Source organism: Olsenella massiliensis, from assembly GCF_001457795.1.
Taxonomy (GTDB): Bacteria; Actinomycetota; Coriobacteriia; order Coriobacteriales; family Atopobiaceae; genus Olsenella_F; species Olsenella_F massiliensis.
In genome coordinates, this window is sequence record NZ_LN898210.1 from 65,374 (window position 1) to 92,353 (window position 26,980).

The 26,980-nt window shown below is 65.5% G+C and carries 22 protein-coding genes and 3 tRNA genes; 18 read left to right on the plus strand and 7 right to left on the minus strand.

From position 1 onward, the window contains the following. Nucleotides 1–70 precede the first annotated feature (70 nt). The 3 genes from brnQ to sdaAA all read left to right on the plus strand — a co-directional run bounded on the left by brnQ (nt 71) and on the right by sdaAA (nt 4,481). Nucleotides 71–1,492 carry a branched-chain amino acid transport system II carrier protein gene (brnQ, locus tag BN3001_RS02435; RefSeq protein WP_235815018.1) on the plus strand — a complete coding sequence of 474 codons (1,422 nt, stop codon included), beginning with the start codon at nt 71–73 and terminating at the stop codon, nt 1,490–1,492. Between the two features lie 191 nt (nt 1,493–1,683). Further along, entirely contained in the window at nt 1,684–2,625 is a 942-nt protein-coding gene (locus BN3001_RS02440; protein WP_058270243.1) for a 3-hydroxyacyl-CoA dehydrogenase, read from the plus strand. A gap of 233 nt (nt 2,626–2,858) precedes the next feature. Then, entirely contained in the window at nt 2,859–4,481 is a 1,623-nt protein-coding gene (gene sdaAA, locus BN3001_RS02445) for an L-serine ammonia-lyase, iron-sulfur-dependent, subunit alpha (RefSeq protein ID WP_058270521.1), read from the plus strand. A 46-nt stretch (nt 4,482–4,527) separates the two neighbouring features. Here the strand turns inward: sdaAA and BN3001_RS02450 are convergent, their stop codons facing one another. Both BN3001_RS02450 and BN3001_RS02455 read right to left on the minus strand, forming a co-directional pair. Beyond that, the gene (locus BN3001_RS02450; protein WP_082629932.1) at nt 4,528–6,204 is read right to left on the minus strand and encodes a DEAD/DEAH box helicase; all 1,677 of its coding nucleotides are present in this window, start codon (nt 6,202–6,204) and stop codon (nt 4,528–4,530) included. A 223-nt stretch (nt 6,205–6,427) separates the two neighbouring features. Continuing rightward, entirely contained in the window at nt 6,428–7,144 is a 717-nt protein-coding gene (locus tag BN3001_RS02455; protein WP_058270244.1) for a hypothetical protein, read from the minus strand. Between the two features lie 659 nt (nt 7,145–7,803). Between BN3001_RS02455 and BN3001_RS02460 the strand changes: the two genes are divergently transcribed. The 6 genes from BN3001_RS02460 to ptsP all read left to right on the plus strand — a co-directional run bounded on the left by BN3001_RS02460 (nt 7,804) and on the right by ptsP (nt 13,674). Then, nucleotides 7,804–8,772 carry a Gfo/Idh/MocA family protein gene (locus tag BN3001_RS02460; protein WP_058270245.1) on the plus strand — a complete coding sequence of 323 codons (969 nt, stop codon included), beginning with the start codon at nt 7,804–7,806 and terminating at the stop codon, nt 8,770–8,772. 52 nt (nt 8,773–8,824) lie between these two features. Further along, a complete protein-coding gene (locus BN3001_RS02465; protein ID WP_082629933.1) occupies nt 8,825–9,496 on the plus strand; it encodes an NUDIX hydrolase in 672 nt (223 codons plus the stop codon). A gap of 45 nt (nt 9,497–9,541) precedes the next feature. Next, nucleotides 9,542–10,519, plus strand: a complete 978-nt coding sequence (locus tag BN3001_RS02470; protein ID WP_058270246.1) for a type I phosphomannose isomerase catalytic subunit — start codon at nt 9,542–9,544, stop codon at nt 10,517–10,519. A 113-nt stretch (nt 10,520–10,632) separates the two neighbouring features. Next, nucleotides 10,633–10,709 (plus strand) — tRNA-Arg (locus tag BN3001_RS02475). Nucleotides 10,710–10,949: 240 nt separating this feature from the next. Then, nucleotides 10,950–11,879, plus strand: a complete 930-nt coding sequence (gene pfkB / locus BN3001_RS02480; RefSeq protein ID WP_058270247.1) for a 1-phosphofructokinase — start codon at nt 10,950–10,952, stop codon at nt 11,877–11,879. A 91-nt stretch (nt 11,880–11,970) separates the two neighbouring features. Next, nucleotides 11,971–13,674, plus strand: coding sequence for a phosphoenolpyruvate--protein phosphotransferase (gene ptsP, locus BN3001_RS02485; protein WP_058270248.1), 1,704 nt, complete (start codon nt 11,971–11,973; stop codon nt 13,672–13,674). A gap of 159 nt (nt 13,675–13,833) precedes the next feature. Here ptsP and BN3001_RS02490 read toward each other — a convergent pair whose 3' ends face one another. Beyond that, complete coding sequence (locus BN3001_RS02490; protein ID WP_058270249.1) at nt 13,834–14,793, minus strand: diacylglycerol/lipid kinase family protein; 960 nt, start codon at nt 14,791–14,793, stop codon at nt 13,834–13,836. Between the two features lie 252 nt (nt 14,794–15,045). Then, a complete protein-coding gene (locus BN3001_RS02495) occupies nt 15,046–16,194 on the minus strand; it encodes a hypothetical protein (protein ID WP_058270250.1) in 1,149 nt (382 codons plus the stop codon). A gap of 208 nt (nt 16,195–16,402) precedes the next feature. Here BN3001_RS02495 and BN3001_RS08300 point away from each other — a divergent pair, with 208 nt between their 5' ends. The 5 genes from BN3001_RS08300 to BN3001_RS02505 all read left to right on the plus strand — a co-directional run bounded on the left by BN3001_RS08300 (nt 16,403) and on the right by BN3001_RS02505 (nt 18,401). Further along, nucleotides 16,403–16,555, plus strand: coding sequence for a hypothetical protein (locus tag BN3001_RS08300; RefSeq protein ID WP_156410031.1), 153 nt, complete (start codon nt 16,403–16,405; stop codon nt 16,553–16,555). A 118-nt stretch (nt 16,556–16,673) separates the two neighbouring features. Further along, nucleotides 16,674–17,042, plus strand: coding sequence for a hypothetical protein (locus BN3001_RS08305; RefSeq protein ID WP_148362926.1), 369 nt, complete (start codon nt 16,674–16,676; stop codon nt 17,040–17,042). A 238-nt stretch (nt 17,043–17,280) separates the two neighbouring features. Further along, nucleotides 17,281–17,496: a hypothetical protein gene (locus BN3001_RS08310; RefSeq protein ID WP_148362927.1), complete on the plus strand. Its 216-nt coding sequence runs from the start codon at nt 17,281–17,283 to the stop codon at nt 17,494–17,496. A gap of 349 nt (nt 17,497–17,845) precedes the next feature. Further along, nucleotides 17,846–18,058 (plus strand): hypothetical protein, encoded by a 213-nt coding sequence (locus BN3001_RS02500; protein ID WP_148362928.1) that lies wholly within the window; start codon nt 17,846–17,848, stop codon nt 18,056–18,058. A gap of 73 nt (nt 18,059–18,131) precedes the next feature. Further along, the gene (locus tag BN3001_RS02505; protein ID WP_058270252.1) at nt 18,132–18,401 is read left to right on the plus strand and encodes a hypothetical protein; all 270 of its coding nucleotides are present in this window, start codon (nt 18,132–18,134) and stop codon (nt 18,399–18,401) included. On the opposite strand, the gene BN3001_RS02510 is transcribed toward BN3001_RS02505, so the two are convergent. Beyond that, nucleotides 18,398–18,577, minus strand: a complete 180-nt coding sequence (locus BN3001_RS02510) for a hypothetical protein (RefSeq protein WP_058270253.1) — start codon at nt 18,575–18,577, stop codon at nt 18,398–18,400. The genes BN3001_RS02505 and BN3001_RS02510 overlap by 4 nt on opposite strands. 381 nt (nt 18,578–18,958) lie before the next feature. On the opposite strand from BN3001_RS02510, the gene BN3001_RS02515 reads away from it, so the two are divergent. Next, a complete protein-coding gene (locus BN3001_RS02515; RefSeq protein WP_456238426.1) occupies nt 18,959–20,062 on the plus strand; it encodes a VG15 protein in 1,104 nt (367 codons plus the stop codon). 354 nt (nt 20,063–20,416) lie between these two features. On the opposite strand, the gene BN3001_RS02525 is transcribed toward BN3001_RS02515, so the two are convergent. Then, nucleotides 20,417–20,492 (minus strand) — tRNA-Gly (locus BN3001_RS02525). Between the two features lie 2 nt (nt 20,493–20,494). Continuing rightward, nucleotides 20,495–20,571 (minus strand) — tRNA-Pro (locus BN3001_RS02530). 202 nt (nt 20,572–20,773) lie between these two features. Here BN3001_RS02530 and gdhA point away from each other — a divergent pair. From gdhA to carB, 3 genes are all read left to right on the plus strand, one after another. Beyond that, nucleotides 20,774–22,129 (plus strand): NADP-specific glutamate dehydrogenase, encoded by a 1,356-nt coding sequence (gene gdhA, locus BN3001_RS02535; RefSeq protein ID WP_058270255.1) that lies wholly within the window; start codon nt 20,774–20,776, stop codon nt 22,127–22,129. Nucleotides 22,130–22,398: 269 nt separating this feature from the next. Next, nucleotides 22,399–23,676, plus strand: a complete 1,278-nt coding sequence (gene carA / locus BN3001_RS02540) for a glutamine-hydrolyzing carbamoyl-phosphate synthase small subunit (RefSeq protein ID WP_058270256.1) — start codon at nt 22,399–22,401, stop codon at nt 23,674–23,676. Beyond that, a complete protein-coding gene (gene carB, locus BN3001_RS02545) occupies nt 23,676–26,906 on the plus strand; it encodes a carbamoyl-phosphate synthase large subunit (RefSeq protein WP_058270257.1) in 3,231 nt (1,076 codons plus the stop codon). Before carA ends, carB begins: the two co-directional genes overlap by 1 nt. Nucleotides 26,907–26,980: the final 74 nt, after the last annotated feature.

The following is a 26,980-nucleotide window of genomic DNA, read 5'->3' on the forward strand; positions in this document are numbered from 1 at the left end:
ACCCCGGCATGCCGACTCTGGTATAACGATAGGACGATAAAGGTGTCATCCAGGACGAGGGAGTGGTCACGTGACGGGACGGGGAGAGGACGGGACATCCGCGGCGGCGGCGCGAGCGTGCGGCGCGCCTCGTCGCGACGCTGATGGGCAGGGGGCGGCGCAGGGCGCTGCCGCAAGGTCGCTCGGTCTTAGGGGCGGCCTCGTCGTGGGCGTGACGCTCTTCTCGATGTTCTTTGGGGCGGGCAACCTCATCCTCGCGCCGCTTCTGGGCGTTCAGGCCGCCTCCCAGACTCCGCTGGCGACGCTGGGCTTCCTGATTTCCGCCGTGGGACTGCCCGTCCTCACCATCGCCGCGATCGCGCTCTCGGGGACGGTCCGCGACCTCGTCGATCGCATCAACCCGTTCTTCTCAGAGGTCTTTGCCGCCGCGGTCTACCTTGCCATCGGCCCCTTCCTGGCCATCCCGCGCACGGCGACGACCTCCTTCGAGATGGTGCGCCCCCTGCTGGGTGACGCCGGGAACGCCCCGATGGCGCTCGCCGCCTTCTCGGTGGCGTTCTTTACGCTCGCGTTTGCGCTCGCTCTCAGGCCCAGCCGCCTGACCGAGCTCATGGGCAGGCTGTCCGGCCCCTCCCTCGTGGCGCTCATCGTGCTGTTGGTGGGTGCCTGCGTCGTGTCCCCTCCCGGCACGGTTGCCCCCGCGGTGGGGAAGGGCTATGTCGCCAACGCCGGCGTCGCGGGCTTCGTCTGCGGCTACCAGACGATGGACGTGCTCGCCTCGCTGGCGTTTGGTCTGGTCATCGCCCTTAACGTGCGCGAGCTTGGGCTGAGCGACCCCACGGACGTGGCGCGCCAGGTCATTCGTTCTGGCGCCGTCGCGGGCGTCATCCTCGCGCTCATCTACTGCGGTCTTTCCTACCTGGGGTTCTCCATGGGCTCGGTCATGCCCGACGCGGCCAACGGCGCCGCCGTCATCGCCGCCGCGGCGGCGATCGAGTTTGGGGGCGTCGGCTCCGTGCTCGTCGCCGTCATCTTCGCGCTGGCCTGCCTTAACGTCTGCATCGGCCTCATCTGCTCCATCGGCGCGTACTTTGCCGAGCGCTACGACAGGCTGAGCTATCGGCAGTGGGCGCTCGCGATCACGCTCGTCTCGCTCGGGCTGTCCAACTTTGGCCTCACGACCATCCTTGGATACTCGGTGCCCCTTCTGTCCGCCCTCTATCCGGTCGCGATCTGCATCGCGGTCATGGGGCTCGTCCAGCGCGGTGGCGGCAACGCCTGGGCGTGGCGTCTTGCCGTTGGCCTGTGCGCCATCGACTCCGTCGCCGTGGCGCTCAGGGACGGCTTTGCACCCAAGCTCGAGCTTCCCCTGCTTGACCAGCTGCCCCTGGCCGACCTCTCGATGGGGTGGGTCCTGCCTGCCGTGGCGGGCTTTGCCCTCGGCCTCGTGGTCGAGCGCGTCGTGACGTCGAGGACCGCCGCCGCGCGCTGAGCTTGTGGCACATCGCGCGGGTCCGGGCCGCTTTCGGGCCTGGGTCGACGTCCGGGCGAAGGCGCGCCGCCGGCCCCGTCGAGGCATGACGGGCGCGGCGTTTGGGGATACTTTCCTCAAGCCGTGACCGCGGGCCTGCCGTGGTCGGCACGTTGACGGACGCGCACGCGTCCCAGAAAGGAGTCCTTCTCATGGGCTTTTCTAACATCACTGTCGCCGGCGGGGGAATCCTGGGGAGCCAGATTGCCTTCCAGAGCGCCTATCAGGGCTTCAACGTCACCATCTGGCTGCGCTCCGAGGCCTCCGTCGGTCGCGCCCGGCCCAAGATCGACCGCCTGCGCACCATCTACCTCGACACCCTCGAGGCCATGAAGACCGATCCCGCCGCCTATGCCTACGGGCTCCTCGCCAAGGAGGATGTGACGCCCGAGGCCTGCGACGCCGCCAAGGAGAGCGTCGAGGCCGCCTACGCCAACCTGAGGCTCACGACCAGCTGGGACGAGGCCTTTGGCGACGCCGACCTCGTCATCGAGGCCGTGGCGGAGGACCCAAAGGCCAAGACTGACTTCTATACGGAGCTTGCGCGCCACCTGCCTCAGAAGACGGTCGTCGTTACCAACTCGTCCACGCTCCTGCCCAGCAGCTTCGCCGCCGCCACGGGCAGGCCCGAGAAGTTCCTCGCCCTGCACTTTGCCAACGAGATCTGGCGCAACCCCACCGGCGAGGTCATGGCGCATGCGGGCACCGACAAGGCGCACTTTGAGGAGGTCGTCGAGTTTACCGCGGCCATCCGCATGATTCCCCTGCGCGTGCTCAAGGAGCAGCCGGGCTATCTGCTTAACTCCATGCTCGTCCCCCTCCTGAGCGCCGCGCAGTACCTATGGGCCAACGGGGTGGGCAGCGTCGAGGACATCGATCGCGCCTGGACCCTCGGCACGGGCGCGCCTGCCGGCCCCTTCCGCATCCTTGACGTCGTCGGTCTCGTGACGGCCTACAACATCGCCTCCATGAACCCCAAGGCCAAAGACCCCTCCACGGTGGAGCATCGCATCGTGAAGCTGCTCAAGGAGAAGATTGACGCCGGCGAGACGGGCGTCAACGCGGGCAAGGGCTTCTACGAGTATCACGCCTGACGCCTTCGGGCAGATGCGCACCACTTCCCAGACCGCCCACGGCGTCGCGCCCGACCCCTCGTCAACGGGGCCGGGCGCCGTGCCGTCCTCGTCGCGGGCGTCTTCTGGCGATGGCGTGACGGTCGGTCCTGCCGGCGCCGCTCTACGGGCCTCTGGCGTACGATGGGCGCGTCATGGCGGGCAGGACGTCTATGGGCAGGGTCTTCGGCCCCGTTTTCGTGCAGGAGGACGACATGGCTGACCTCAGGCTTGAGGACGTGCTTGGCCCCATCATGGTGGGGCCCTCGTCCTCGCATACCGCCGGCGCGTTGCGCATCGCGTCCATGGCGCGACAGCTTCTTGACGACGCCCCTCGCAGCGCGAGCTTCACGCTCTTTGGCTCCTTCGCGCGCACGTATCGCGGGCACGGCACGGACCGCGCCCTCGTGGCGGGCCTTTTGGGGCTTGCCCCCGACGACATGCGCATCAGGGACTCCTTCGCCTTGGCTCGCGCGGCCGGCCTGGACGTGTCGTTCCGTCTTGACCTCGAGACCAAGGTGGACCATCCCAACACCGTCGACGTGAGCATGACGGACGGCTTGGGCCAGACGGTCGTGGCGCGCGGTGAGTCCGTCGGCGGCGGCCAGGCGCGCCTGACGAGGATAGACGGCAATCGCGTCGAGATTGCCGGGGACCACAACTCGTTCATCGTCTTTCAGCACGACGTTCCTGGCGTGCTGGGATTCATCACGGGCGTGCTGGGTCGAGAGGGCATCAACATCGGCTCCGTCAACCTCTGCCGCTCGCGCAGGGGCGGCGAGGCGTTTAACGTGCTCGAGGTCGACGAGGACGTGTCGGAGGCGGTCAAGGACGAGATCATCGCCCATCCCGAGGTGCGCCGCATCATCTTCATGGCGGCGCAGGGCGCGCCTGCCGTCCCGTCGGACGATTCCGGGTCCCTGGACGCGGACGAGGCCGAGCGCCTCTACCCCAGCGTGGACGTTCCCGACGCGGCGTCCCTGCTCGCCCTCGCCCGCGAGCGCGACCTGGGGCTGGGGGAGGCCTTTCTCTATAGGGAGGAGGTCCTCCAGGCCCTGCGCGGCGGCTCGCGCGGCGCCGTCGTGCGCTACCTCGACAGGGTCATGAGCGTCATGGCTCGCTCCGCCGGCGCGGCTCTGGAAGGTGAGGTCAGCTCCATGGGAGGCCTCATCGGCGGCGAGGCGCGCTCCGTCACCCTCACGTCCGGCCGCGGCTCGGCGCTGGGGGCGGTGTTCGACAACGTCCCCTCCCGCGCCGCCGCGTATGCCATGGCCGCGCTCGAGACAAACGCTTCCATGGGGCGCATCGTCGCCGCCCCCACGGCCGGCTCCTGCGGCGTCCTTCCGGGCGTGCTCATGGCTCTGGATGAGAGTCTGGAGCTCGGCGCTTCGGCCCTGCGCGACGCCCTTGCGTGCGCCGCCGCCGTGGGCTACGTGGTCTCGCGCAACGCGACGGTCTCCGGTGCCGAGGGTGGCTGTCAGGCGGAGATGGGAACGGCGAGCGCCATGGCCGCCGCCGCGGCGGCCCAACTGCTGGGAGGGGACCCCGAGAGCTGCCTCACGGCCGCGTCCATCGCCCTCACCACCATGCTCGGGCTGGTCTGCGACCCCGTGGGGGGGCTGGTGGAGGACCCCTGCCAAAAGCGCAACGCCGCCGGCGCCACGAACGCGCTCGTGGCGGCTCAGATGGCCCTGGCGGGCGTCAGGGCGACGGCGCCGCTTGACGAGACGGTCGAGGCCATGCGCAGGGTGGGGCAGAGCCTTCCCTTCGAGCTGCGCGAGACGGCGCTCGGCGGCATGGCCGCCTGTCCCAGCTGTCGCGCCCGCTGCGGGAGGTAGGCGCGGCCCCGTGGCGGGCCGACGACGCGTCCGCGTCCGGGGGTGTCTAGCGGGCCTTGCCGCGGTCGCCGGGGCGGCGCCTGCCGGTGGGGCGGGGAAGCCCTGACGGCTTGTTGCCGGGTCCGTACTCTGCCCTGACATGGCGATGTGACGACACGTCCGACTTGCGCCGGGCCTTTCTCGTCCCGTCCGTGCCCTTGCGAGGCGGCGTCGCGTCGCGCCCTGAGGCGGTCTTGTCCTTCGCCCGTGCGGCGGAGCCTCCCCTTGCCCCCTTTGCGGGCTTGTTCGAGCCCGCCTTCGCGGTGCCGTGTGGGTGACGCTCGCCTCTCTTTTTGCCGGGCGTGCCCTGGGCCTGGCGGTCGGCGAAGGCTCGCCCGACGCGGGGGGCCGTCGCACGCGCCCCGCCCGCCTCCCTGCCGTCGCCCGCGGCCGCGTCCTCGCGCTTTGCCAGGCGCCTCTCGGCCATCTTCTTGCGCGCCTTCTTGCCGGGAAGCCTCTCCGCGGGGTCGCGTCGCGGGTCCAGGAAGGTCCTGAGCGCGGCGTCGCCCGCGTCGAGCGCGGCGGCGCGGGGGAAGTCAGGCACCACGCGCCCCATGAGCTGCTCGGCGTCGCGAAGGTCAAGATAGTCGTCCTCGGTCACCAGCGTCAGCGCCCATCCCGCCATGCCGGCGCGACCGGTGCGGCCGATGCGATGGATGTAGTCCTCGGCGTCGCCCGGCACGTCAAAGTTCACGACGTAGGAGACCTCGGGGATGTCGATGCCGCGCGCCAGCACGTCCGTCGCCACGAGGACGTCAATCTCGCCGGCGCGGAAGGCCGCCAGTGCGCGCTCGCGCTGGTTCTGGTTACGATTGCCATGGATGGGCGCGCACGAGAAGCCTCGCTTGCGCAGACGGCGACAGATGCCGTCAGCACGATGCTTGCCGCGGCAGAAGACGATCACGCGGGCGCTGCCCTCCTGCCTGAGGAGCTGGGCAAGAAGGTCGTTCTTGGCCTTGGGGGCGACGGCCAGGGCGTATTGCTGCACGTTTTCGGCCGCCGTCCCCTTGGGGGCGATCTCCACGCGCACGGGGTTGCGCACGAGCGAGCTCGTGGTCCTCAGCACGTCATCTGAGAGCGTCGCGGAGAAGAGCAGGGTCTGCCGCTGCGCGGGGCAGCGTCCCACGATGCGCCGGACCGAGGGCAGAAAGCCCATGTCAAGCATGCGGTCAGCCTCGTCAAGCACGAGGACCTGAATATGCGAGAGGTCAGCGTCGCCCTGGTCGATGAGGTCTATGAGGCGCCCCGGCGTCGCCACCAACAGGTCGCATCCCTCATGCAGGGCGCGGCGCTGCGGGCCATAGCTCACGCCGCCCACGAGGACGACCGTGGTGTGGGAGCTGCGGGCGCAGATGACGCGCGCGGTCTCGTCAATCTGCTGGGCAAGCTCGCGCGTGGGCGTGATCACCAGCACGCTGGGGGCGGGACCGGTCGAGGCGGGGGGGAGCCGGTCGAGCGTGGGCAGCAGGAAGGCCGCCGTCTTTCCCGTGCCGGTCTGGGCTGCCGCCATGACGTCGCGTCCGGCGAGCACCAGGGGAATCGACGCCGCCTGCACGGGCGAGGGGCGCTCGTAGCCAAGGTCGTCCACGGTGGCGAGCATTTCGTCCGAGAGGCCGAGCGAGGCAAAGCTGAGGGAAGGTGCCCCGTGGCCACGGTCGGTTGTGGCGGTAGGCTGATCGTTCATGCAAATCCCAATCTCAAAGGCTTGGATGGCGGGCGGCGCAGACGCTGGGCATGTCGCAGGGTCCGCGCCCGCGCGTCTCAGTGCCGCACGTGGCGTCCGGGCACGGAAGCTGAGGGTGCGAAGTCCTAACGATACCTGATATTGCCCTCAGGGTGTCGTCTTAGGCTGACGCTCCACATTTCTCGTCATGTCACGCGCTGGCGGCCCTTGTCCTGAGCCGTCGTCAGGCCACACGCACCATGAGCTGCAGCCCCATGGCAATCATCCAGACGTAGGCGCAGGTCTTGGGAATCATGAGCATGCCCACCTGCGGATGGCTGCGGCTCCAGATCGTCACGGGCACGTAGCAGGCAAAGCTGATCGCGATGGCAAGGGACATGCGCCACAGGCCCAGGCCGCCCGCGTCGCCGCTGAGGGCAAAGAGGGCGATGAGAACCAGGCCCGTCAGCGCAAAGATCCCGTTTCGCAGCGCGGACAGGCGGGCGTTGCCCTCGGCATGCTGCCAATTGTTGCTTGGGCTCAGGCATACGGCGATGCGCGCCAGTGCCGTCACCCAGATGATGACGGGCACGGCAAGGGGAAGCGACGTCTGGGGAAAGAGCGCGCGCCAGATGTAGTACAGCAGCACGTAGAAGACCGTCATCGTGATGGACGACACCTGCAGGCCCAGGCCCAGGCGCGCCTCCGTGCGCTCGTCGCTGCCATGCAGGGCTCGCATGACGCGCGGCACCAGATGAAAGGCGTCTCCCGCCCCCAGAAGGAAGGTGAGCAGGCCAAAGAGCACAAAGACGGGACGCCCTGCCGCGCCCGCAAAAAACACGATGCCGGCCACGAGGTCAAACGCCAGGTAGAGGATGTCAAAGACGGCCTCGGCGACGTCGGCAACAGAGGGCGTGTGCCTGTTGGGGACGTTGGCGGCGTCGTGTGGGTTCGTGATCATGGGCACTCCTTTGCAAACGAGCGGGACAGATGCAAAACGACAGGGCCTCGGGTCTCGGATTGCTCCATGACGGCCGATCTGAGCTGGGCACATGCAAGAGCTTGTACGCACTGCAGCGTATGGCGTACAAGAAGGCCGCAGGCGTCTTGTCCGGGAGGGCGCGGGGTCCTGGTCGTGGGGGCTTTTCCAGTTCCGCGTCCCACGACTTGAACAATGTTCATTCTACCCATGACGGGGAAGTCAGGCTGTCAGGGCGCGCCATGCGGACCCATCTTCACAGAAGTGTCAAGGTGTGGCGACGCTCCGTGTCGAGGTGTGGCGGCGCCTTGCGTCGAGTTGTGGCGGGCGCCTTGCGTCGTTGCCTGCGGTGCCGTGCCGACACGTGCTCCCCCTTAGCCAAAACACGACGAACGTTTCAAAATAGAGCCTTTTCCGCCGACCTTTTGAAACAAATGTCGTGTTTTGGCTACGGAGAGCCGTAAGCAGGACGTGCGACGGCCGAGCGGCTGGGGGCGCCGGTTGGGTAGGGCCCCTCTGCCGCGGCGCACGTGACCTTGCCTGCACGTTGTCGTAGGATGCAGGTGAGCGTCTCCTCCCGCATGCCCCTCGGGGACCGATGACGCCGCGCCGTCGCAGCCGGCCACGAAAGGACCTGTCCCATGATTCGCTTTGGCATCCTCGGCGCCGGCACCATCGCGCGCCGTTTTGCCCGAAGCCTCTCGAAGGTCGAGGGAGCCGAGCTCGTCGCCGCGAGCCGACGCACGCGCGAGCGGGCGCAGGCGTTTCTTGCCGAGCAGCCCTGCGCGCCGGGCGCCCGTGCCTACGGCAGCCACGAGGCGCTGCTCGCCGACCCCGACATCGATGCCATCTACCTGTCGCTTCCCCATGCGCTGCACCTTCCCTGGGCCCTCAGGGCCATCGAGGCGGGCAAGGCGGTCCTGTGCGAGAAGCCCGCCATGCTTACGGCCGCGGACATGTCCCGCGTGGCCAGCCTGGCGCGTGGGCGGGGCGTCCTGTTCATGGAGGCCATGAAGCCCCGCTTCGTGCCCCTTCATGAGCCCTTGCTCGACGCCCTTGACGAGCTAGGCGACATCTCGTATGTGAGCGCGTCGCTCTGCAACGACGTCCTCGCCAGCCTGCGCGGCACGGGCAGCTATCATCTGACGCCCGGCCCGGGGTCGGGCGTGCTGTTGGACTGCGGCGTCTACTGCGCCTCGTGGATCGAGGAAATCCTGGGTGAGAGGCCCCGCCTTAGGCACGTCGACTGCCGTCGCGTGGACGCCATCGACGTCTACGTGGACGCGCGCCTGGAGTGGGGGGGCATCGACCTGCGACTGGAGTGCGCGTTTGACCGCGCAACGCCTCGTGCGCTTACGGTGGTGGGCAGCCTCGGCACACTGGTCGTGGAGGACCTCCATCGCCCGCAGGCGGCCTCCCTGGCGCTCTGGGGCAAGCAGCCTCGGCGCATCGAGACGCCCTATGAGGTGGATGACTTCTATGGGGAGATACGTCACTTCACGTCCCTGATGCGCGAGGGCGTGACGGAGTCCCCCCTCATGACGCTGGATGACTCCATCTGCACGGCGGCGCTGCTGGATGACATCAGGCTGAGCATCGATTTGACTTGAGGCCGCGCGACGCGGACGTTTCTGGCATGACGGGAATCATGGAGGTGAGCTCATGGGCGACCTGACAGGAAACAGAGGCGACGTCGAGGTGGGCCTGGCGCGCCTGCGCGGGCTTCTTGCTCCTGACGAGCGGCTCAGGGAGGAGGTCGCGCGACGTCGGACCGCCTGGGAGGGGTCGATCTTCTCGGCGGAGCTCCTTGACGTGTCCCTGCCGGACGGCAGTTCGTCCGTTCGCGAGGTCGCGCGACACCATGGGGGCGCGGGCGTCTGCGTGGTGCGTGACGGCCGCATCTGTCTCGTGCGCCAGTGGCGCGTGGCCCTTGCCGCCATGACTTTGGAGATCCCGGCCGGCAAGCTTGACCCGAACGAGGACCCGCGCGCCTGCGCGGCCCGGGAGCTCTTTGAGGAGACGGGCCTTACGGCGAGCTCGCTGGAGCTCGTGGCGACCTCGGTGGGCTCCCCCGGCTTCAGCGACGAGACGACTCGCGTGTTCAGGGCGGTGGGTCCGCACGCGCCCACGACCGCAGGCGAGTCGGACGGCGCTCCGGTGGCCCATCCTGACGAGGGGGAGTTCGTGGACGTGTGCTGGGTTCCGCTCGACGTCGCCCTTGCCGCCGTCGAGAGGGGTCTCATCACCGACGCAAAGACCATCATCGCCATTTACGATAGCGTGTACCGGGACGGAAGACATGGGGCGTTTGGGCCACGTTCGCAGCGCATGTGACCCTGTCGCCCGAATCCTGGCGATCACGACGTTTGGAGGCAGACCATGAACAGCGAGCTGTTTGGCGACAACCAGGAGAGGGACCCCCTGCGAGACCTCATCTTCATGGAGCCCGTCTTCCATGAGAAGATCTGGGGCGGGCGCCGACTTGAGACTGACTTTGGCTACGACCTGCCCGCAGGCCCCATCGGCGAGTGCTGGGCCATCTCGGCCCACCCTCACGGCGACTGCCAGGTGAAGATCGGCGCCTTTGCGGGCCGTCTGCTCTCTGAGCTGTGGGACGAGCGCCCCGAGCTCTTTGGGGGGACGCCGGAGGGACAGTTTCCCCTGCTCGTGAAGATCATCGACGCCAACGAGGACCTCTCCATCCAGGTTCATCCCGACGACGTCTACGCGGCAAGGCACGAGGGAGGCTCCCTGGGCAAGATGGAGTGCTGGTACGTGCTGCATGCCGAGCCTGGCGCCACGATCGTCGTGGGGCAGCGCGCCGTCTCGCGCGAGGAGTGCGAGCGGCTCATGGACGAGGGGCGCTGGGAGGAGCTGGTCAACGAGCTTCCCGTGCACGCGGGAGACTTCTTCCAGATTGCCCCGGGGACCCTCCATGCCATCAAGGGGGGAACGCTCATCCTCGAGACCCAGCAGTCCTCCGACGTCACTTATCGCGTCTATGACTACGACCGCGTCCAGGACGACGGCACCAGGCGGGAGCTTCACCTGTCCCAGGCGCTCGACGTCATCGACTACGCCCTGCCGCCCATCACCTCCGGCACCATCACGAGGCCCGAGCTGGGCGGCGTCACGCTGCTGGAGTCCTGCCCGCGCTACAAGGTGTGGCGCGTGCGCGTGGACGGCGCGACCGCCATGCTGGCGCCGCAGCGCTTTTACTGCGCGAGCGTCATCGAGGGCGAGGGGGTTGCCTCCGGTCACGAGGTCGAGAAGGGCGATCACTTCGTCGTCCCCGCAGGTCATGGGTCCCTGCAGCTTGAGGGTCGCATGCAGCTGATCGTGTCATCCGTGGCATGACGGCGCCCCACGTGTCGAGGGGCGACCGTGAGGGATGACGCCAAGATCATGCGCGGAGGGCGGCCGTCCCGTGCGTCAGAGTTCGGTTGCTTCGTGCTATGATGACGACGCTCGCTCCCTTAGCTCAGCTGGATAGAGCGTCGGTCTTCTAAACCGTAGGTCAGGCGTTCGAATCGCCTAGGGAGCACCACACGTGAGCGCCCGCCCGCCCCTAGGGACGGGCGGGTTTTTGTGGCGCCTGAACGCCGGTCGCCCTGGATCGAAACGTTGGTATCCCTGGATCGAAACGTTGGTAGCCCTGAATCGAAACGCCGGTCGCCCCGATGCTGCCGCTGCGCGAGACCTGGCCAACGTTTCCGCTCTTGTGGACGATACGCTACCCTTGGGTGGAGCATAATTGCATGTATGCTGTCCTCGGAAGGAGCTCACGTTGATTTACACCGTCACGCTAAATCCTGCCATCGACTATGTGATGCATCCCCTCACGCTTGACATGGGCTTTACCAACCGTTCGTCCACCGAGGAGCTCTACGTCGGCGGCAACGGCATCAACGTCTCCACGCTCCTCAACGAGATCAAGGTCGCCAACATCGCCTTTGGCATCGTGGCCGGCTTCACGGGCGACTATCTGGTCAAGACGATGCAGAAGAACGGCGTGGCCTCCAACTTCGTCCGCCTGGACCACGGATTCACGCGCATCAACGTCAAGCTCAACGGCATCGTCATGACCATGGTCAACGGCATGGGCCCCCGCATCTCCGAGAGGAAGGTGGACGAGCTGCTCGAGCGCATCGACTACATCGGCGCGGGCGACACGCTCGTGCTCACGGGCTCCATTCCCAAGTCCCTGCCCGAGGACATGTACGACGTCATCATGAAGCGCCTTGAGGGTCGCGGCGTGCGCTTCGTCGTTGACGCGCCCGGCAACCTCCTGCTTGAGTCGCTCCCGTCCCGCCCCTTCCTCATCAAGCCCAACAACCACGAGGTCGGTCGCATCTTTGACGCCCGCCCCGAGACCCCTGAGGAGTGCGTGCCGTACGCCCAGGAGCTGCAGAAGCGCGGAGCGCAGAACGTGATCGTCTCCTGCGGCGGCCACGGGTCTCTCCTCCTTGACGAGAACGGCGAGGTCCACATCGTTCCCACCGCAAAGATTCGCCTGGTCAACGCCACGGGCGCCGGCGACTCCATGGTCGCGGGGTTCGTGGCGAAGACGCAGGAGGGCGCGACGTACGAGGAGGCGCTGCGCTTTGCCTCCGCCTGCGGCACGGCAACCGCCGCGAGCAAGAGCATCGCCAAGCGCCCCACCATCGACAAGGTCTACGCCGCCCTCACCAAGGTCATCGAAGGACAGGGGAGGTAGGGCTCTGCACGGGCATCATCGCGGTCCCGCAAGATCGCGCTCATAGCACGACATGTATGGCGTTCCAGGCAATCTTCGACAGGAGGGTCTCATGTACAAAGGAGTCAACGCATCCGACGGCTTCGGCATCGGCGTCGCGCAGGTGGCCGTAGCGCCAGACCTCTCGTTCACCCCGACCAAGCCAAAGGACGCCCAGAAGGAGAAGGAGCGCTACGAGGCGGCGCTGGCCAAGTTCGTCGAGCAGACCAACGCGCAGATCGAGCGCATGGTCGTCTCCATCGGCGAGGAGGCCGCACTCATCATGGGCGCTCACATCGAGTTTGCCCAGGACGAGGGCATCAAGGAGATGGTCAGCGGCTCCATCGACGCCGGCATGTGCGCCGAGCAGGCCGTGAGCGAGGCCTATGACCAGTACTACACGATGTTCTCTCAGATGGAGGACGAGCTCTTCCGCGAGCGCGCCGCCGACGTCGCTGACGTCAAGACCGGCCTGCTCGCCGACCTCTTGGGCAAGCAGGTGGTGGACCTCTCGACGCTGCCCGAGAACTCGATCGTCGTCGTGTCCGAGCTCACCCCCTCGATGACCGCCGACATCGACAAGGAGAACGTGGCGGGCATCGTCACCGAGACGGGCGGTCGCACGTCCCACTCCGCCATCATCGCCCGCGCGCTGGAGATTCCTGCCGTCCTCTCGGTCGCCGACGTCACCACGAACATCAAGACCGGCGACATGGTCATCGTGGACGGCACCGCCGGCTCCGTCATCGTCACGCCCACCAAGGAGGAGCTTGAGCTCTATCGTGGCAAGGCGCGCGCCTACGCGGAGGACAAGGCGGCCCTTGAGGCGTATCGCGGCAAGAGGACCGTCACGGCCGACGGCGACGAGAAGCTCCTCGTGGCCAACATAGGAAACCCCGACGACGCCAACGTCGCCGCCGAGCACGACGCCGAGGGCGTGGGGCTCTTCCGCTCAGAGTTCCTCTTCATGGACGCCAAGGAGCTCCCGAGCGAGGACGAGCAGTTTGCCGCCTATCAGAAGGTCGCCCTGCGCCTCAAGGGTCAGCCCATCATCATTCGCACGCTCGACGTGGGCGGCGACAAGGAGATTCCGTACCTCAATCTCCGGAAGGAGGAGAACCCCTTCATGGGGTTCCGTGCGGTGCGCTACTGCCTGAACAACCCCGACCAGTACAAGGTCCAGCTCACGGCCCTGCTGCGCGCCTCCGCCTTTGGCGACATCAAGATCATGCTGCCCCTGGTGACCTCCCTTGAGGAGGTCCGCAAGGCCAAGGCGCTCATCGAGGAGTGCAAGCTTGACCTTGACCAGCGTGGAATCTCGTATAACAAGGACATCGAGGTCGGCACCATGATCGAGACGCCCGCCGCCTCGCTCATCGCCGACGACCTGGCCGCGGAGTGCGACTTCTTCTCCATTGGCACCAACGACCTCATCGGCTACACCATGTGCGCCGACCGCGGCAACGACCGCGTGGCCTATCTCTACGAGGTCTACCAGCCTGCCGTGCTGCGCTCGCTCAAGCGCATCATCGAGGAGGGCAACAAGAAGGGCATCCTGGTGGGCATGTGCGGCGAGGCCGCTGCTGACCCGCTGCTCATTCCCGTGCTGCTGTCGTTTGGCCTGGGCGAGTTCTCGGTGAGCGCGCCGTCCATCCTGGCGACGCGTCGCACGATCAGCGAGTGGACCAAGGAGGAGGCGGACGCCCTCACCGCAAAGGTCATGACGCTCAAGACGGCCGCCGAGGTCAAGGCGGCGCTCCAGGCGGCTGCCAAGTAGAGGCCGACGACCGCGCAGGATTCAGGCCGCCAGGCCAAGTTGCCGGGCCCAGGTCGTCAGTCCGCCGCGCAAGCGCACGAACGCCGTGAGAAGTCATGCGACGGGGCATCCGGATCGTCCGGGTGCCCCGCTCTTTTGCACGTCGGGCAGGGAAGGGCGCTACCAGGGGCAGACGGCGGGGGCGATGACGTCAAGGGCGTCAGGCAGCACCCGTACGTCAAAACTGCGGCCCAAAAGCGGCTCGCCGTCCACCTGACAGGGGGGTTCCTCTCCCACGAACTCCACGTGGGCGCGTGTCAGGCGACCAAAGCGCACGGCGGAAGAGGACGCATGTTTGCCCACGCGCGCGAGGGCAAAGAGGGCCAGCAGGCGTGGCGTGCTGGGGACGAGCACGTTGTAACAGATGTCAAGCAGGCCGTCCGTGGGCACGGCGTCAGGGCAGACGCGAAAGCCGCCTCCGTAGCTGGGGCCGTTCTGGATGGCCATCACCAGGGTCTGCAGCTCCTGGGGCGCGCCCCCGTCGATGGAGAGGCGCGCAGGGTACCCTTGCGACCCTGACGAGAATATCTTGAGGCCAGAGGTGGCAAAGAGGGCCGACCCCCTCTGTCGCGTGTTGGCCTCGCGCCTTCTGGTGGTGTCAAGTGCGATGGCGGCATCGAGGCCAAACGACAACGTCTGCGCCACGTAGGCGGCCTCGCCTGCGTCGCTTGTGACCAACCCGAGGTCAATATGGCGACGTTTTCCCGAGACGATCTGCGCGAGAGCCGTCTCGGCGTCGTTTATGGCGGCGTGCAGGGTGCGCGCAAAGTCGTTACCCGAGCCCATGGGAATGACGGCGAGGGTGGGACGGCTATGACGCGGAAGGGTCATGACGCCGCCCACGGCCTCGTGGATGATGCCGTCGCCCCCTAGGACGACAAGGGTATCAACGTCCTGAGTCCTTGTCGCGAGCTGCGTGGCGTGCCCTCGGCGCTCAGTCAAAACGAGGTCAAACGAGGTGGTGATGGAGGCGTAGGACTCAAAGAAGCGCTGGACGAAGGTGGCGGCGGTCGCTCCCTTGCCGCTGCGGGCGGTTGGGTTGGCAAGCACGAGGGTCCGGCCGAGCCTGAGGTGAGCCATGGGTGCTCCCGTCAAACGATGGGGGATGTCATGTGCCCATTGTAGGGGAGTGGGTCGTCTGAGAGGGGCAAGGGGCGCGGGAGGGCGGAGCGGTCGAAAAGGGGTGACGTTACAGAACAAAAGGGGCTACTTTGCATAACCTTGGGCGCGCCGCCGCGTGCCCGCCTCAGTGTGTGTACAAAACGAGAGGCGCCGCGGCGGCTGCCACGGCACCTCTCTCGTCAGAACAGCTGATATGACGCGCCAGAGACGCTAGTCCTGCTTGCGCAGCTTTGCGGCGCCGAACAGCGACAGGATGCCAGCGGAGGCAAGGGCGAGCAGGGCCGCCGGGCCGGCCGAGGCGTCAGAGGTCTGCGGAATCTCCTTGGCCATGTGCTTGGGCTTTGCGACCTCCTTCGTGTCCTCCGGCTTCGTGTCCTCGGTCTTCTCCTCGGGCTTGGGAGCGTTCGTCTTGACGGTGACCGTGATGGTGCTGGGGTCGTAGGAGCCGTTGGCCTTGTCCCAGGTGTTCGGATCCTGCTTGGCGGTCCAGTCAAACTTGAACTCATGGGATGCGGAGTGACCGTAGAGGGTGACCGTGGCGGTGCTGAAGAACTTGCCCGTGATGGTGCCCTTGATGGTGTGCAGGCCGGGGTCCACCGTCACGGCGTCAAAGGTGAGGCTGAGGTTTGAGGACTCCTTGTTGATCAGTGTGTCATAGAGGTCCTGGAACGTGGCGTACTGGCCGGGGTTGTCAAGCTCCATCGTGACGGTGCGCACGTTGCCGGAGGTGACGACCTTCGTGACCTTGTACATCTTGCTGCCCATGAGGACGGTCTCGCCCGTGCCGAACTTCATGCCCTCGGGCAGGGTGAACTCGGCGGTGAAGCTGCTCGTGACGCCGGGATTCCCCTTCTCGTCCGTGAGCTTGATGTCGCCGTACGTTACACCATAGTTCTGAAGCCGGGCGGCATAGTCGTCGGCAATGCCCTGAATCTGGTCCTTGATGGGCTGAACCAGGAGGTCAGCCTGGACGGACACGGTATCGCCGGCGTTTGACTCGGGGAAGGAGACATGAGAGGTGTCGTCATTTATCTTCATGTCGCCGGTGAGGACGACGGAGCTGTTTGCCGGGGCGGGGGCGGGGCTTGCGACGGGCGCTGCGGGCGCGGGAGCGGCAAGCTGGGCGCTCTCGTCTGCGGTGGCGTCCTCCGCCGCAACGGGAGTGGCGTCAGGCGCCTCTTCGGGGGCAACCTGCTCGGCGGGGGCAGGCTGGACGACGGCTGCGGGCTCGGGCGCCACGGCGGGATCGGTCGTCTCCGCGAGGGCCATGACCGGCCCAGAGATGGCGAAGGCGATTCCCGTGGCGGCTACGCCGGTGATGATCATCTGGGCACGATTCGAGAACCTTTGACGCTGCATGGCACGCTCCTTAACTGGCCTACATTCAATGAACTTGTCAATACTCCTGCTAATGCAAAAACATACCAAAAAGTATATAACACTTGCACAACACCATTTGCTACCTTTCAGATAGTGTTGTCGGCCATATTATACACACAAACAGCTCGCTGTCAGATATGGCGGTGAGCTGTGTTTTCATGGCCGGTGAGCGGCATTCTGGCGCGTCGTGAGCCGCTTCGACTGCGGGCGCGACGGCATGCGCGAGGCGATGCGGCGCCTGGAGCCGTCCCGCGTCCTTCTCTACGGCAAGAACATAGGGTTCGACTTCGGCGGCTGCGAGGTTGTCGAGTACGAGGCGGGAGGGTTCCATGGGCGGTAGGGGAAGTAGCCTCTATGTCTGGAAGGCGTATCAAGCTTTTTTGTCAGTCTTCAGCCGCTAATCCAAAAACGTTGGCGGCCCGAGAGATTCAAGGTCTGACATTGCCGAGCTTGCCAGGATGGCCGGATTTAAGGACGTCGTTGGAACTGATGCTATCGGCACACAGTCTATGGGCGCCTATCTGTCGGCAATCGCGAAGATGGAAAAGGAATACGAAGCGCTTAAGGCAACGCCGACGGTACTAGCAGGTGCTGACGGCGAGGGATTTTATGCTGCCGCCGGTTCTATTGGCGATGGTGCCGTAATGCTGCTTAATAGATCGTATATGGGCAATGCTGCAAAGCATGCAAGAAGCCAACGAGACGAGGAGTCTAGTGGATTCAAGATGCCGACAAACGGCAGAATAACGTCGCAGGCTGCTTATACGGTTAAGCATGAATACGGGCATCTTCTACAAAACGCCTTGTATCAAGAAGACCGTATCTAACGGGTACACTGGTACCAGCAAGCAGTATGCCAATGCGGCCTTTCGAGAGATCGAGCGAATTGCGCGCGTTAAATACGGCGCGACGGATGCCTCACTGCTCCGGTATGGTCATACTAATTCTTTCGAGGCGTTTGCAGAGTCGTTCGCAAGTTTGAATTCGGGTGCTCCTACAGCATTTGGAAAAGCGATGATGGATTATCTCGCAGGGAATCGCCTGTAACTAGGAGAAAGGTAAGCCATGGATACCATGGTGCCCTATTTCATGACAAATCCTGATTGGTATACGGTAATCGGCCTTGGTAAAGCCTTTCCAGATGATGGACGCGGATACCATCTTACGGATTCAGCACCTGAAGATGCGGTGAAGTCCTATGAGGACTACTATTCCATCGTCGAATCAGATATTCAGATTTCCGGTCTGAATGAGAGGTCGCGATTGGGCGAGACGCTTTAATTAGGCAAATCCGGATGTTTGCTGGCAGCCGTCCTTCGGGGCGGCCTTTCTCATGCCGATTGGGGGTCCCGTGGCACAGCTCAGGAAGCCGCCCTCCGTTGAGTCCGGCCCGCTCCGCTCGGCCACGTGGGACGAGCTCACGCGAGACATCAGGTACGGTTCGGTGGTTCACACCAATCCGGCGTAAAAGGTGCCGCAGCTCAAATAAGAGACGGGCGCGGCATCATGTTCGTTAGCCCGTTTTGTCATTCCAACGTCGGCACATCCGCGGTATCTTGAAGTCTGAGCAGGGGCATGGTCGTGCATTCAACTAATGGCTGAAGAGGAATAGCTTTAAGAGGGGATGGCCGTGTTTACACCAGAGGGACAGCGCGAGTACGAGAAGTGGGAGAAGTGGATATCGGATGACGAGTTCCAGTTCAGCCCTGATTTCGTTCCGACCGACGACACGCCTCAAGGAGCCGTCGATTACTACAAGAACATGTACAGAAGCTGTCTCTCGATGCTCGATATCGACTCCCCCAGCTTTGAATGGCCTACCGGCATAGGCCTCAATTGCTAGATTGCCGAACGGGTTTGTTTTGCTGTATGCCGCCCTTTTAGGGCGGCTTTTTTCATGTCGATTGGGACTCCGCATGGCAAAGCTCAGAAAGCCGCTCTCTGTCTCGTCCGACGCGTTCCGCTCGGTCAAGTGGGACGAGCTGACCCGTGGGTGCAACTTCTCCAACGCAGACGCCCCGGCGCTCAGCCTGATACGGCAGCTCAACAGGCGGCTCGGGATGGCGGGCGGCGGGGACGCGCTCTGGGACCAGCTATTGGCGTTCAGCGCCGCGACGCGCCTTATAAGTCATAAGGGCGGCTGGTGCTTCGAGCGCCATGACTTGCCGCTCGACCGCAGACGCTAGCGGCGGCGGTCCATGTCCTCCCGGATGAGCCGCTTGATGTACCCCTGCTTGTTGGGCTGCGCGGACAGCCACTCCCAGAGGGCCGCTTCGGCGGGGTAGAAACGTGTCGTGATCTGTTTGATGCTCTTCTTGCGGTATTTCTCGCTAGCGCGCCTCTGGGCGTCCGAGACTGCCATTAGCGCCTCCTCAGCCTGTCGATGACACGCACAATAATCTCGACTGCCGCAAACACGACAATCCACTTCAGGAAGGTTTTCATGCCATCTCCAATCGACCTCAATCTGTGGAGGGTGGGATGGGGGGTTGTTCTCCACCCGTTGGGCCATGCCGCATGAGTCTTGGCCTGTGCTTGTGACGGGGCCTTATTCATGCCGTAACGCAGGTTCAGGCAAAACTAAGTCAAAACATCCTACGACGCATCGATGGAACACGTCAGTCTTTGTGTTTAGGGGGAGGCAAGACACCGCCGATTGCGACGATAACTTGCGGATTCTTGGAGCGCCGGACGGGACTCAAACTCGCAGCAGGCAGCTTGGGAATCTGTCAAGTCTACGGCTATCCAGAGATATGATGAGGCGGCCGACAGCCACGTCAAGCTGCCGCCTGCGATAACGGCGGCGACCTACAACCCCAAGACCGTCGACGAGACGGCGCGCTACCAGGCGAAGAGGCTCGCGAAGGGCGACCTGCGCGGGTTCGCCAGGTACTGCGGCGAGCTTGGCCGAAACGACGTGCTGCGCAGCCTGAACGAGACCATCATCCAGAACGCCGGGCGCGACCGGAAGAGGGGCGCGCGCTTCGCCCGCGTCCCCACGGGCGCGGAGACGTGCACGTTCTGCCTCATGCTGGTCGGGCGCGGAGCGGTCTACCACACGAGGAAGACGGCGGGCGAGTTCCGCCACTTTCACCGCCGCTGCGACTGCAAGGTGGTTCCCGGCTTCGAGGACGACCCCGACGCCGAGATCGTCCAGCATTACGACCCCAAGGACATGCGCGACCGCATGAGCGAGATGGAGGAGCAGACCGGCCTGTCGTTCGACAGCCAGGACGACAACAGGGAGCTTCGCGGCTTCATGGCTCTCCACGACCCCGACTGGCTTATGTATGGGAAGAAAGTCGAGGCTGACTATTCTCTCAACCCGTTTAAAAACTACGGAGACCCAAAGGAACGCGGCGTTTACGATTACGGCAACTTTGGGAACCACAACGGAGAGTGGAGGGATGTCTTCGCTCATGACTCCCTCGCCTCCACGGGTATTAAAGTTGAAGCTCGCCCAGCATCAGCTCCTGAGGGGTATTCGAACATAGATCTATTCATTAATGGAGACCTTTGGGAAGTAAAAAGCCCGTACGACGAGAAGGGATACACTCCGGGGAGCATAAGATTCGTCGAGAAGAATCTGCGCGTAGCAAACAGGCAGTTCAGAAACCAATGGGATGAGAAAACTAACGCTCGGCTCGATTACAAAGGACCGAAAAGGGTAGTGTTCAACTCTCGCTACAAGTCAGTCTCAGATGAGGCGATAGGTAGAGAAATCCCGCGGCAAATGGCTATGCACGGAATAGACGAAGTTCTCTTCGTGAAGAAAGACGGCAGTGTAGTTTATATCAAAAAAGGAGCGGACCCAGTGTCTGTTCAGACCCAGAGCCCACTCCGTTGATTACATGATACTCGTATACGTGAGACAACTCAAAGCTCACCTGGCTAGCACAATGGCAGTGCGGCGGTCTCCAAAACCGTTGATCGGGGTTCGATTCCTCAGCCAGGCGCCACAATCACCCTAGGCCCCGCCGGGGGCCTTTTTCATGGAAGCCGGAGGTGCATCATGGCCGCAAACAACGCGTCTCGCGGAGGCTGTGGTCTTGTGTGACGTGTGACGGGCGGTTCAGGCAACCATATGTTTATACATTTTGGGATATGGCAAGTGGGATATGGCAAGCCTTGTGTTTAGGGGGGCTCAGCGGGGAGCAAAAAAGCAGGTCACCGCCGATTATGGCGATGACCTGCGAATTCTTGGAGCGGCGGACGGGACTCGAACCCGCAACAAGCAGCTTGGAAGGCTGCTGCTCTACCAATTGAACTACCGCCGCGATGGTCGGGGTGACTGGATTCGAACCAGCGACCCTCTGCTCCCAAAGCAGATGCGCTACCAAGCTGCGCCACACCCCGGGGCCGCTCAGAAAGTATACGCGAGCTTTCATGCCAAGGCAACGATGTTGCACGTAATTATCGCGACGGCGTACACGATGTACAGATTGTTACGCCGCCCCGCCCGCCGCCGCCTTTCTCGGGCAAGTTCTCTATGTTTCAGGCATGGAAACGTCTGCTGCGGCGGACTGCCGCCCGGGCAGTCAACGCGAGAGGAGAACCGATGAACTATTCCCAGAGGGTCATGGCAGGACTCAAGGAGCGCTATGCGGACCAGCCCGAGTTTCTCCAGGCAGCCGACGAGGTGCTCGCGACGCTGCAGCCCGCTCTCGACGCCCATCCGGAATTTGAGGAGGCCGCCCTGCTTGAGCGCCTTGTCGAGCCGGAGCGCGTCATCATCTTCCGCGTCCCCTGGATCGATGATGCCGGCAAGGTCCAGGTGAACCGCGGCTACCGCGTCGAGTTTAACTCGGCGATCGGACCCTACAAGGGCGGTCTGCGCTTTAACCCCACGGTGACGCTTGGCATGCTCAAGTTCCTGGGATTTGAGCAGATCTTCAAGAACTCCCTCACGACCCTTCCCATGGGCGGCGGCAAGGGCGGCTCCGACTTTGACCCCAAGGGCAAGTCCAACAATGAGATCATGCGCTTCTGCCAGTCGTTCATGACCGAGCTCGCCCGTCACATCGGCCCTGACACGGACGTTCCCGCCGGCGACCTTGGCGTGGGAGGTCGTGAGGTGGGCTACCTGTTTGGCCAGTACAGGCGCCTGCGCAACGAGTGGTCCGGCGTGCTCACCGGCAAGGGGCTCAGCTTTGGCGGCTCGCTCGCTCGCACGCAGGCCACGGGCTATGGCCTGGTCTACTTCGTGCAGAACCTCCTCGCGGACCGCGGCGACTCCCTCGAGGGCAAGACGGTCGTGGTCCACGGCTCCGGCAACGTCGCCATCTATGCCATCCAGAAGGCGGAGCAGCTTGGCGCCAAGGTCGTGGCGTGCTCCGACACCAAGGGCTGGGTCTATGACGAGGAGGGCCTCTCGGTGGAGGCGCTCGAGGCCGTCTACAACGCCAAGCGCTCGGGCCATGACGAGGGCGTGAGCCTGTCGAAGTACCTTGAGCATCGCCCCGCCGCGCAGCACCACGCCGAGGACGGTCGCGGCGTGTGGGGCGTGCCCTGCGACGTGGCGCTTCCCTGCGCACGCGAGAACACCCTGCTCCTCGAGGACGCCAAGAGGCTCGTCGCCGGTGGCTGCACGGTGGTGGGCGAGGGCGCCAACATGCCCACCACGCTGGAGGCGACCCAGTATCTCATCGACAACGGCGTTGCCTTCTGCCCGGGCAAGGCGGCCAACGCGGGTGGCGTGGCCGTCTCCGGCCTCGAGATGAGCCAGAACGCCGGGCACATCTCCTGGACCTTCGAGGAGGTCGACGAGCGACTCCAGGGCATCATGGCCTCCATCTACCAGGCGTCGTCCCAGGCGGCCAAGGCGTACGGCCATGAGGGCAACCTCGTCTTTGGCGCCAACATCGCCGGCTTCCTCAAGGTCGCCGACGCCATGATGGGCCAGGGGGTCTGCTAGCAGGCCAGCGACAACAGGCTCGCGTGCGCGGGGCCTCGTGGGACGGCAGGATGCCCCCGCGAGGTCCCGCGCCTTGTGTAAAGGCCCGCATAAGAGGCTGGCGCGCCGGTGTGCGCCCGCGCGTCACGCGCGCTCGAGTCTTGTCCGCAGGACTGTGTCGATATGATAAACAGCCCTATAAATTACACAAAAGTGCATCTATAACCACCTAGAATTCGAAACCGACCTTTAACGACGGTACAGAGATACCAAAAGGATGGTGGTGGCACATGAACCTGCTTGCCGGTGCGGACGAGCTCCCTCGGGCGCTGCTCGCCCTGGAGGACGGAACGACCCTCTGCGGGCGCTGTTGCGGGGCGGAGGGGGAGGCCTTCGGCGAGATCGTCTTCAACACCTCGATGACGGGCTATCAGGAGGTCGTGAGCGACCCCAGCTACGCCGGCCAGATCGTGGCCTTCACCTATCCCCAGATCGGCAACTACGGCGTGACCCCTGCCGACGACCAGGCGCTGGGGGGCGCGGGGCCTGCGCTGCGCGGCGTCGTGGTGCATGACATGTGCTTCTCGCCCAGCAACTGGCGCAGCGTGGGAAGCCTTCCCGACTATCTGCGCGAGCACGGGGTCGTGGCGATTCAGGGGGTGGACACCCGCGCCCTCACCCTGCACATCCGCGAGAGAGGGGCCCTTAAGGCGGCGATCTCGACCGTCGACCTCGACCTCCGGAGCCTCGTCGCCCGCGTGCGCGCGAGCGAGCCCATCTCGGCGCATAACTTCGTCGCCGACGTCTCCACCAGAAAGCCCGTCGACCTTCCCGCCGCCGCGGCGTGCTCCGCCGGCCAAGGCCGGCCTCGCGTCGCCGTGATCGACTGCGGCGAGAAGCGCGGCATCGCCGAGCGCCTTGTTGCGGCCGGCTGCGACGCGACCGTGCTCCCTTGGGACACCCCGGCGGCAGACGTGCTCGCAGGCGGCTATGACGGCGCGTTTCTGTCCAACGGGCCGGGCGACCCCAGGAGCGTGCCCGCCACCATGGCCTGCGCTATCGAGCTCTTGGGAAAGCTTTCCGTCTTTGGCATCTGCCTGGGCAACCAGATGCTCACCCTCGCGGCGGGCGGAAGCGTCGAGAAGCTCCCGTACGGGCATCACGGAGGCAACGAGCCGGTCATGAACCTCCTTACGGGCAAGGTCGAGATCAGCGCCCAGAACCACAACTACGGCACCGTGTTCTCGAGCCTTGGCCCCCTGGACCCCGAGCTCTCTGACGGCGTCGGCAAGCATGCGACGGACCTGCGCTTCTGGAGCAAGAGGCGCGTCGCCCCCGTCGTGCGCAACGAGCGCTTCGGGCGCATCCGCCTCACCCACGTCAACCTCAACGACGGTACGCCTGAGGGCATCCAGTTCCTGGACGTCCCGGCCTTCTCGCTGCAGTATCACCCCGAGGCCCGCCCGGGCCCCCATGACGCGGGCTACGCGTTTGCGTCGTTCGTCCGCATGATCAAGGGCGACCCCGACTACCTCGCCGTCGACGTCTGCGAAGGGAGGGCTCGCTGATGCCCAAGCGCACCGACATCCACAAGGTCCTGATTATCGGCTCCGGTCCCATCGTCATCGGCCAGGCCTGCGAGTTTGACTATTCGGGCACCCAGGCGTGCAAGGCCCTGCGCGGCGAGGGCTACGAGGTCGTGCTCGTCAACTCAAACCCGGCGACCATCATGACCGACCCCGACACGGCGGACCGCACCTACGTCGAGCCCATCACGGTGGAGGCCGTGACCAAGGTCATCGAGCGCGAGCGTCCTGACGCGCTGTTGCCCAACATGGGCGGCCAGACGGCCCTCAACTGCGCCGTCGCGCTTGACGAGGCCGGCGTCCTCGCACGCCATGGCGTCGAGGTCATCGGCTGCGACATCGCCTCGATTCAGGTGGGGGAGGACCGCGAGCTCTTTGCCGCCGCCATGCGCGACGTTGGGCTCGAGGTGGCGCGCTCGGGCATCGCCCGCTCGCTCGAGGACTGCGAGCGGGTGGCGGACGAGCTCGGCTACCCCGTCGTCATTCGTCCCGCCTTCACGCTGGGAGGCGCCGGCGGCGGCATGGCGCATGACCGCGACGAGCTTCTACGCATCGCCCGCGAGGGCCTCTCGCTCTCTGCTAACGGCGAGGTGCTCGTGGAGCAGAGCGTCGAGGGATGGAAGGAGATCGAGATGGAGGTCATGCGCGACGTCGCCGGAAACGGCATCGTCGTGTGCTCCATCGAGAACCTCGACCCCATGGGCGTCCATACGGGCGACTCGATCACGGTGGCTCCCTGCCAGACCCTCTCCGACGTCGAGCTTCAGCGTCTGCGCGACCACTCGCTCGCCGTGCTCGAACGGGTTGGCGTCGCCTGCGGTGGCTCCAACGTGCAGTTTGCCGTGAACCCCACCGACGGTCGCGTCATCGTCATCGAGATGAACCCCCGCGTGAGCCGATCCTCCGCCCTCGCCTCGAAGGCGACCGGATTTCCCATCGCCAAGATGGCGGCGCTCCTGTCGGTGGGCTACACCCTCGACGAGATCACGAACGACATCACGGGGGCCACGCCCGCCTGCTTTGAGCCGTCCATCGACTACTGCGTGGTCAAGGTTCCCCGCTTTGCCTTTGAGAAGTTCAGGGGCACGAGCGAGACGCTCACCACGCGCATGAAGTCGGTGGGCGAGGTCATGGCCATGGGGTCCACCTTCGAGGAGGCGCTCCAGAAGGCCTGCCGCTCGCTGGAGCAGGGCCATGCCGGCCTCGGCGCCGACGGCCTCATGGAGTACGTCGAGGACGACGCGGCCTTCCTGGACCTGGTGAGCCGACCCACGCCCCAGCGCATCTTCTACGTCGCCGAGGCGCTTCGGCGCGGGTGGGGCGAGCGTCGTGTCCACGAGCTCACGGGCATCGACCCCTGGTTCCTCGCGCGCATGGGCGACATCGTGCGCGCCGAGCGGTCCCTGAGGGAGGGCGGCGTCGCCGGCCTCACGTCCGAGCGCCTGATGGCCGCAAAGGAGATGGGCTTCTCTGACGCGCAGCTGGCCTGGCTCGTGGGCCAGCGCGAGGAGACCGTCCGCGCCCTCAGGGAGGTGCTGGGCGTACGGCCCCTCGTGAAGACGGTTGACACCTGTGCCGGGGAGTTTGCCTCGCACACCAACTATCACTACCTCAGCTACGAGGCCGGAGGCACCACCGAGTTCAGGCAGGCCGCGCGCCCGCGGGTGGTGATCCTCTCGGCCGGGCCCAACCGCATTGGTCAGGGCATCGAGTTTGACTACTGTTGCGTGCACGCCGCCATGGCGCTCACGGCGCGAGGCTTCGAGACCGTGATGGTCAACTGCAACCCGGAGACGGTCTCCACGGACTACGACACCTCCGACCGCCTGTACTTTGCGCCCCTGACCTTTGAGGACGTCATGGACGTCGTCGAGCGCGAGAGGCCCGTGGGCGTCATCGTGACCCTCGGCGGGCAGACGCCCATCAACCTCGCGCGACGCCTTGCGCAGGCGGGCGTCCCCATCATGGGGACGCAGCCCGACGCCATCGACCTCGCGGAGGATCGCGACCGCTTCTCGGGCCTGCTCGACCGCCTGGGCGTTGCCTATCCGCCCAGCTCGACGGCAGAGACCATCGACGAGGCGCGGGAGGTCGCCCTTCGTCTGGGCTACCCGCTCCTCGTGCGTCCAAGCTACGTGCTGGGCGGCCGCGGCATGGCCATCGTGTACGGCGAGGGGGACCTCGCGACCTACATGGCCGAGGCCACGGAGGTCTCGCCTGACCATCCCGTCTACCTGGACGCCTTCCTGGAGGACGCCATCGAGCTCGACGTGGACGCGCTGGCGGACGGCACGGACTGCCATGTGGGCTCCGTCCTCGAGCACATCGAGGAGTGCGGCATCCACTCGGGCGACTCGGCCTGCTGCCACCCGCCGTTCTCGCTGTCCGACCGCATCGTGCGATGGGTGCGCGCCATCACGCGCACGCTCGCGCTGGCGGTGGGCGTGCGCGGCCTTCTCAACATCCAGTTCGCGGTGAAGGACGAGCAGGTCCTCGTCATCGAGATGAACCCGCGCGCCAGCCGCACGGTGCCCTTCTCGTCCAAGGCGACGGGCGTGCCCCTGGCAAAGCTCGCCGCGCGCATCATGGCCGGCGAGACGATCGCCCAGCTGCGAAGGTTGGGTGAGCTTGGCGAGGAAAAGGACGAGGCCGGGCTCTTCGCGGTCAAGGAGGCGGTGATGCCGTGGGCTCGCTTTCCCGGGGCCGACTCGACCTTGGGCCCCGAGATGAAGTCGACGGGCGAGGTCATGGGCATAGGGCGCAGCTTCCCGGCCGCCTATGCGAAGACGCGCCGGGCCATCGACTACGGGCTCCCGCGCGGCGGAAAGGTCTTCGTGAGCGTGTGCGACCGTGACAAACGGGCCATCGCGCCGGTGGCGACGTCGCTCGTGGGCCTGGGCTACGAGCTCATCGCGACGGCGGGCACCGCCAAGACGTTGCGGGCGGCGGGCCTTGCCTGCGAGGTGGTGAGGCGCGTGAGCGAGGGGCATCCCAACATCGTGGACGAGATCGCCGGCGGCGAGGTGGCATTCATCATCAACACGCCGCATGGTCATGAGTCGCGCGGCGATGGGTCCATCCTGCGCGCGGAGGCGGTCAACCGGGACATCACCTGCGTGACGGCGCTCTCGGCGACGACGGCGCTCGTGCAGGCCATCGTCGCCGCGCGGGAGGATGCGCTGGACGTCATCGCGCTGCAGGACCTGACGTAGGCGGGCCTGCCGACGAGGGAGGGGTCGTGGCGGGGCGCCTTACGGTCGTGCATCCGCGGGAGCGCGCGTCGGGG

What these genes read in the sequence shown, in the direction of transcription:
- BN3001_RS02495 (WP_058270250.1), bottom strand. Translation starts at nt 16,194, where the DNA reads ATGCAGCGTCAAAGGTTCTCGAATCGTGCCCAGATGATCATCACCGGC.
- BN3001_RS02510 (WP_058270253.1), bottom strand. Translation starts at nt 18,577, where the DNA reads ATGGCAGTCTCGGACGCCCAGAGGCGCGCTAGCGAGAAATACCGCAAG.
- BN3001_RS02450 (WP_082629932.1), bottom strand. Translation starts at nt 6,204, where the DNA reads ATGAACGATCAGCCTACCGCCACAACCGACCGTGGCCACGGGGCACCT.
- sdaAA (WP_058270521.1), top strand. Translation starts at nt 2,859, where the DNA reads ATGGCTGACCTCAGGCTTGAGGACGTGCTTGGCCCCATCATGGTGGGG.
- gdhA (WP_058270255.1), top strand. Translation starts at nt 20,774, where the DNA reads ATGAACTATTCCCAGAGGGTCATGGCAGGACTCAAGGAGCGCTATGCG.
- BN3001_RS02455 (WP_058270244.1), bottom strand. Translation starts at nt 7,144, where the DNA reads ATGATCACGAACCCACACGACGCCGCCAACGTCCCCAACAGGCACACG.
- BN3001_RS02505 (WP_058270252.1), top strand. Translation starts at nt 18,132, where the DNA reads ATGGCAAAGCTCAGAAAGCCGCTCTCTGTCTCGTCCGACGCGTTCCGC.
- BN3001_RS02465 (WP_082629933.1), top strand. Translation starts at nt 8,825, where the DNA reads ATGGGCGACCTGACAGGAAACAGAGGCGACGTCGAGGTGGGCCTGGCG.
- BN3001_RS02470 (WP_058270246.1), top strand. Translation starts at nt 9,542, where the DNA reads ATGAACAGCGAGCTGTTTGGCGACAACCAGGAGAGGGACCCCCTGCGA.
- BN3001_RS02490 (WP_058270249.1), bottom strand. Translation starts at nt 14,793, where the DNA reads ATGGCTCACCTCAGGCTCGGCCGGACCCTCGTGCTTGCCAACCCAACC.
- BN3001_RS02440 (WP_058270243.1), top strand. Translation starts at nt 1,684, where the DNA reads ATGGGCTTTTCTAACATCACTGTCGCCGGCGGGGGAATCCTGGGGAGC.
- carA (WP_058270256.1), top strand. Translation starts at nt 22,399, where the DNA reads ATGAACCTGCTTGCCGGTGCGGACGAGCTCCCTCGGGCGCTGCTCGCC.
- carB (WP_058270257.1), top strand. Translation starts at nt 23,676, where the DNA reads ATGCCCAAGCGCACCGACATCCACAAGGTCCTGATTATCGGCTCCGGT.
- BN3001_RS02460 (WP_058270245.1), top strand. Translation starts at nt 7,804, where the DNA reads ATGATTCGCTTTGGCATCCTCGGCGCCGGCACCATCGCGCGCCGTTTT.
- BN3001_RS08305 (WP_148362926.1), top strand. Translation starts at nt 16,674, where the DNA reads ATGGCCGGATTTAAGGACGTCGTTGGAACTGATGCTATCGGCACACAG.
- ptsP (WP_058270248.1), top strand. Translation starts at nt 11,971, where the DNA reads ATGTACAAAGGAGTCAACGCATCCGACGGCTTCGGCATCGGCGTCGCG.
- BN3001_RS08310 (WP_148362927.1), top strand. Translation starts at nt 17,281, where the DNA reads ATGGATACCATGGTGCCCTATTTCATGACAAATCCTGATTGGTATACG.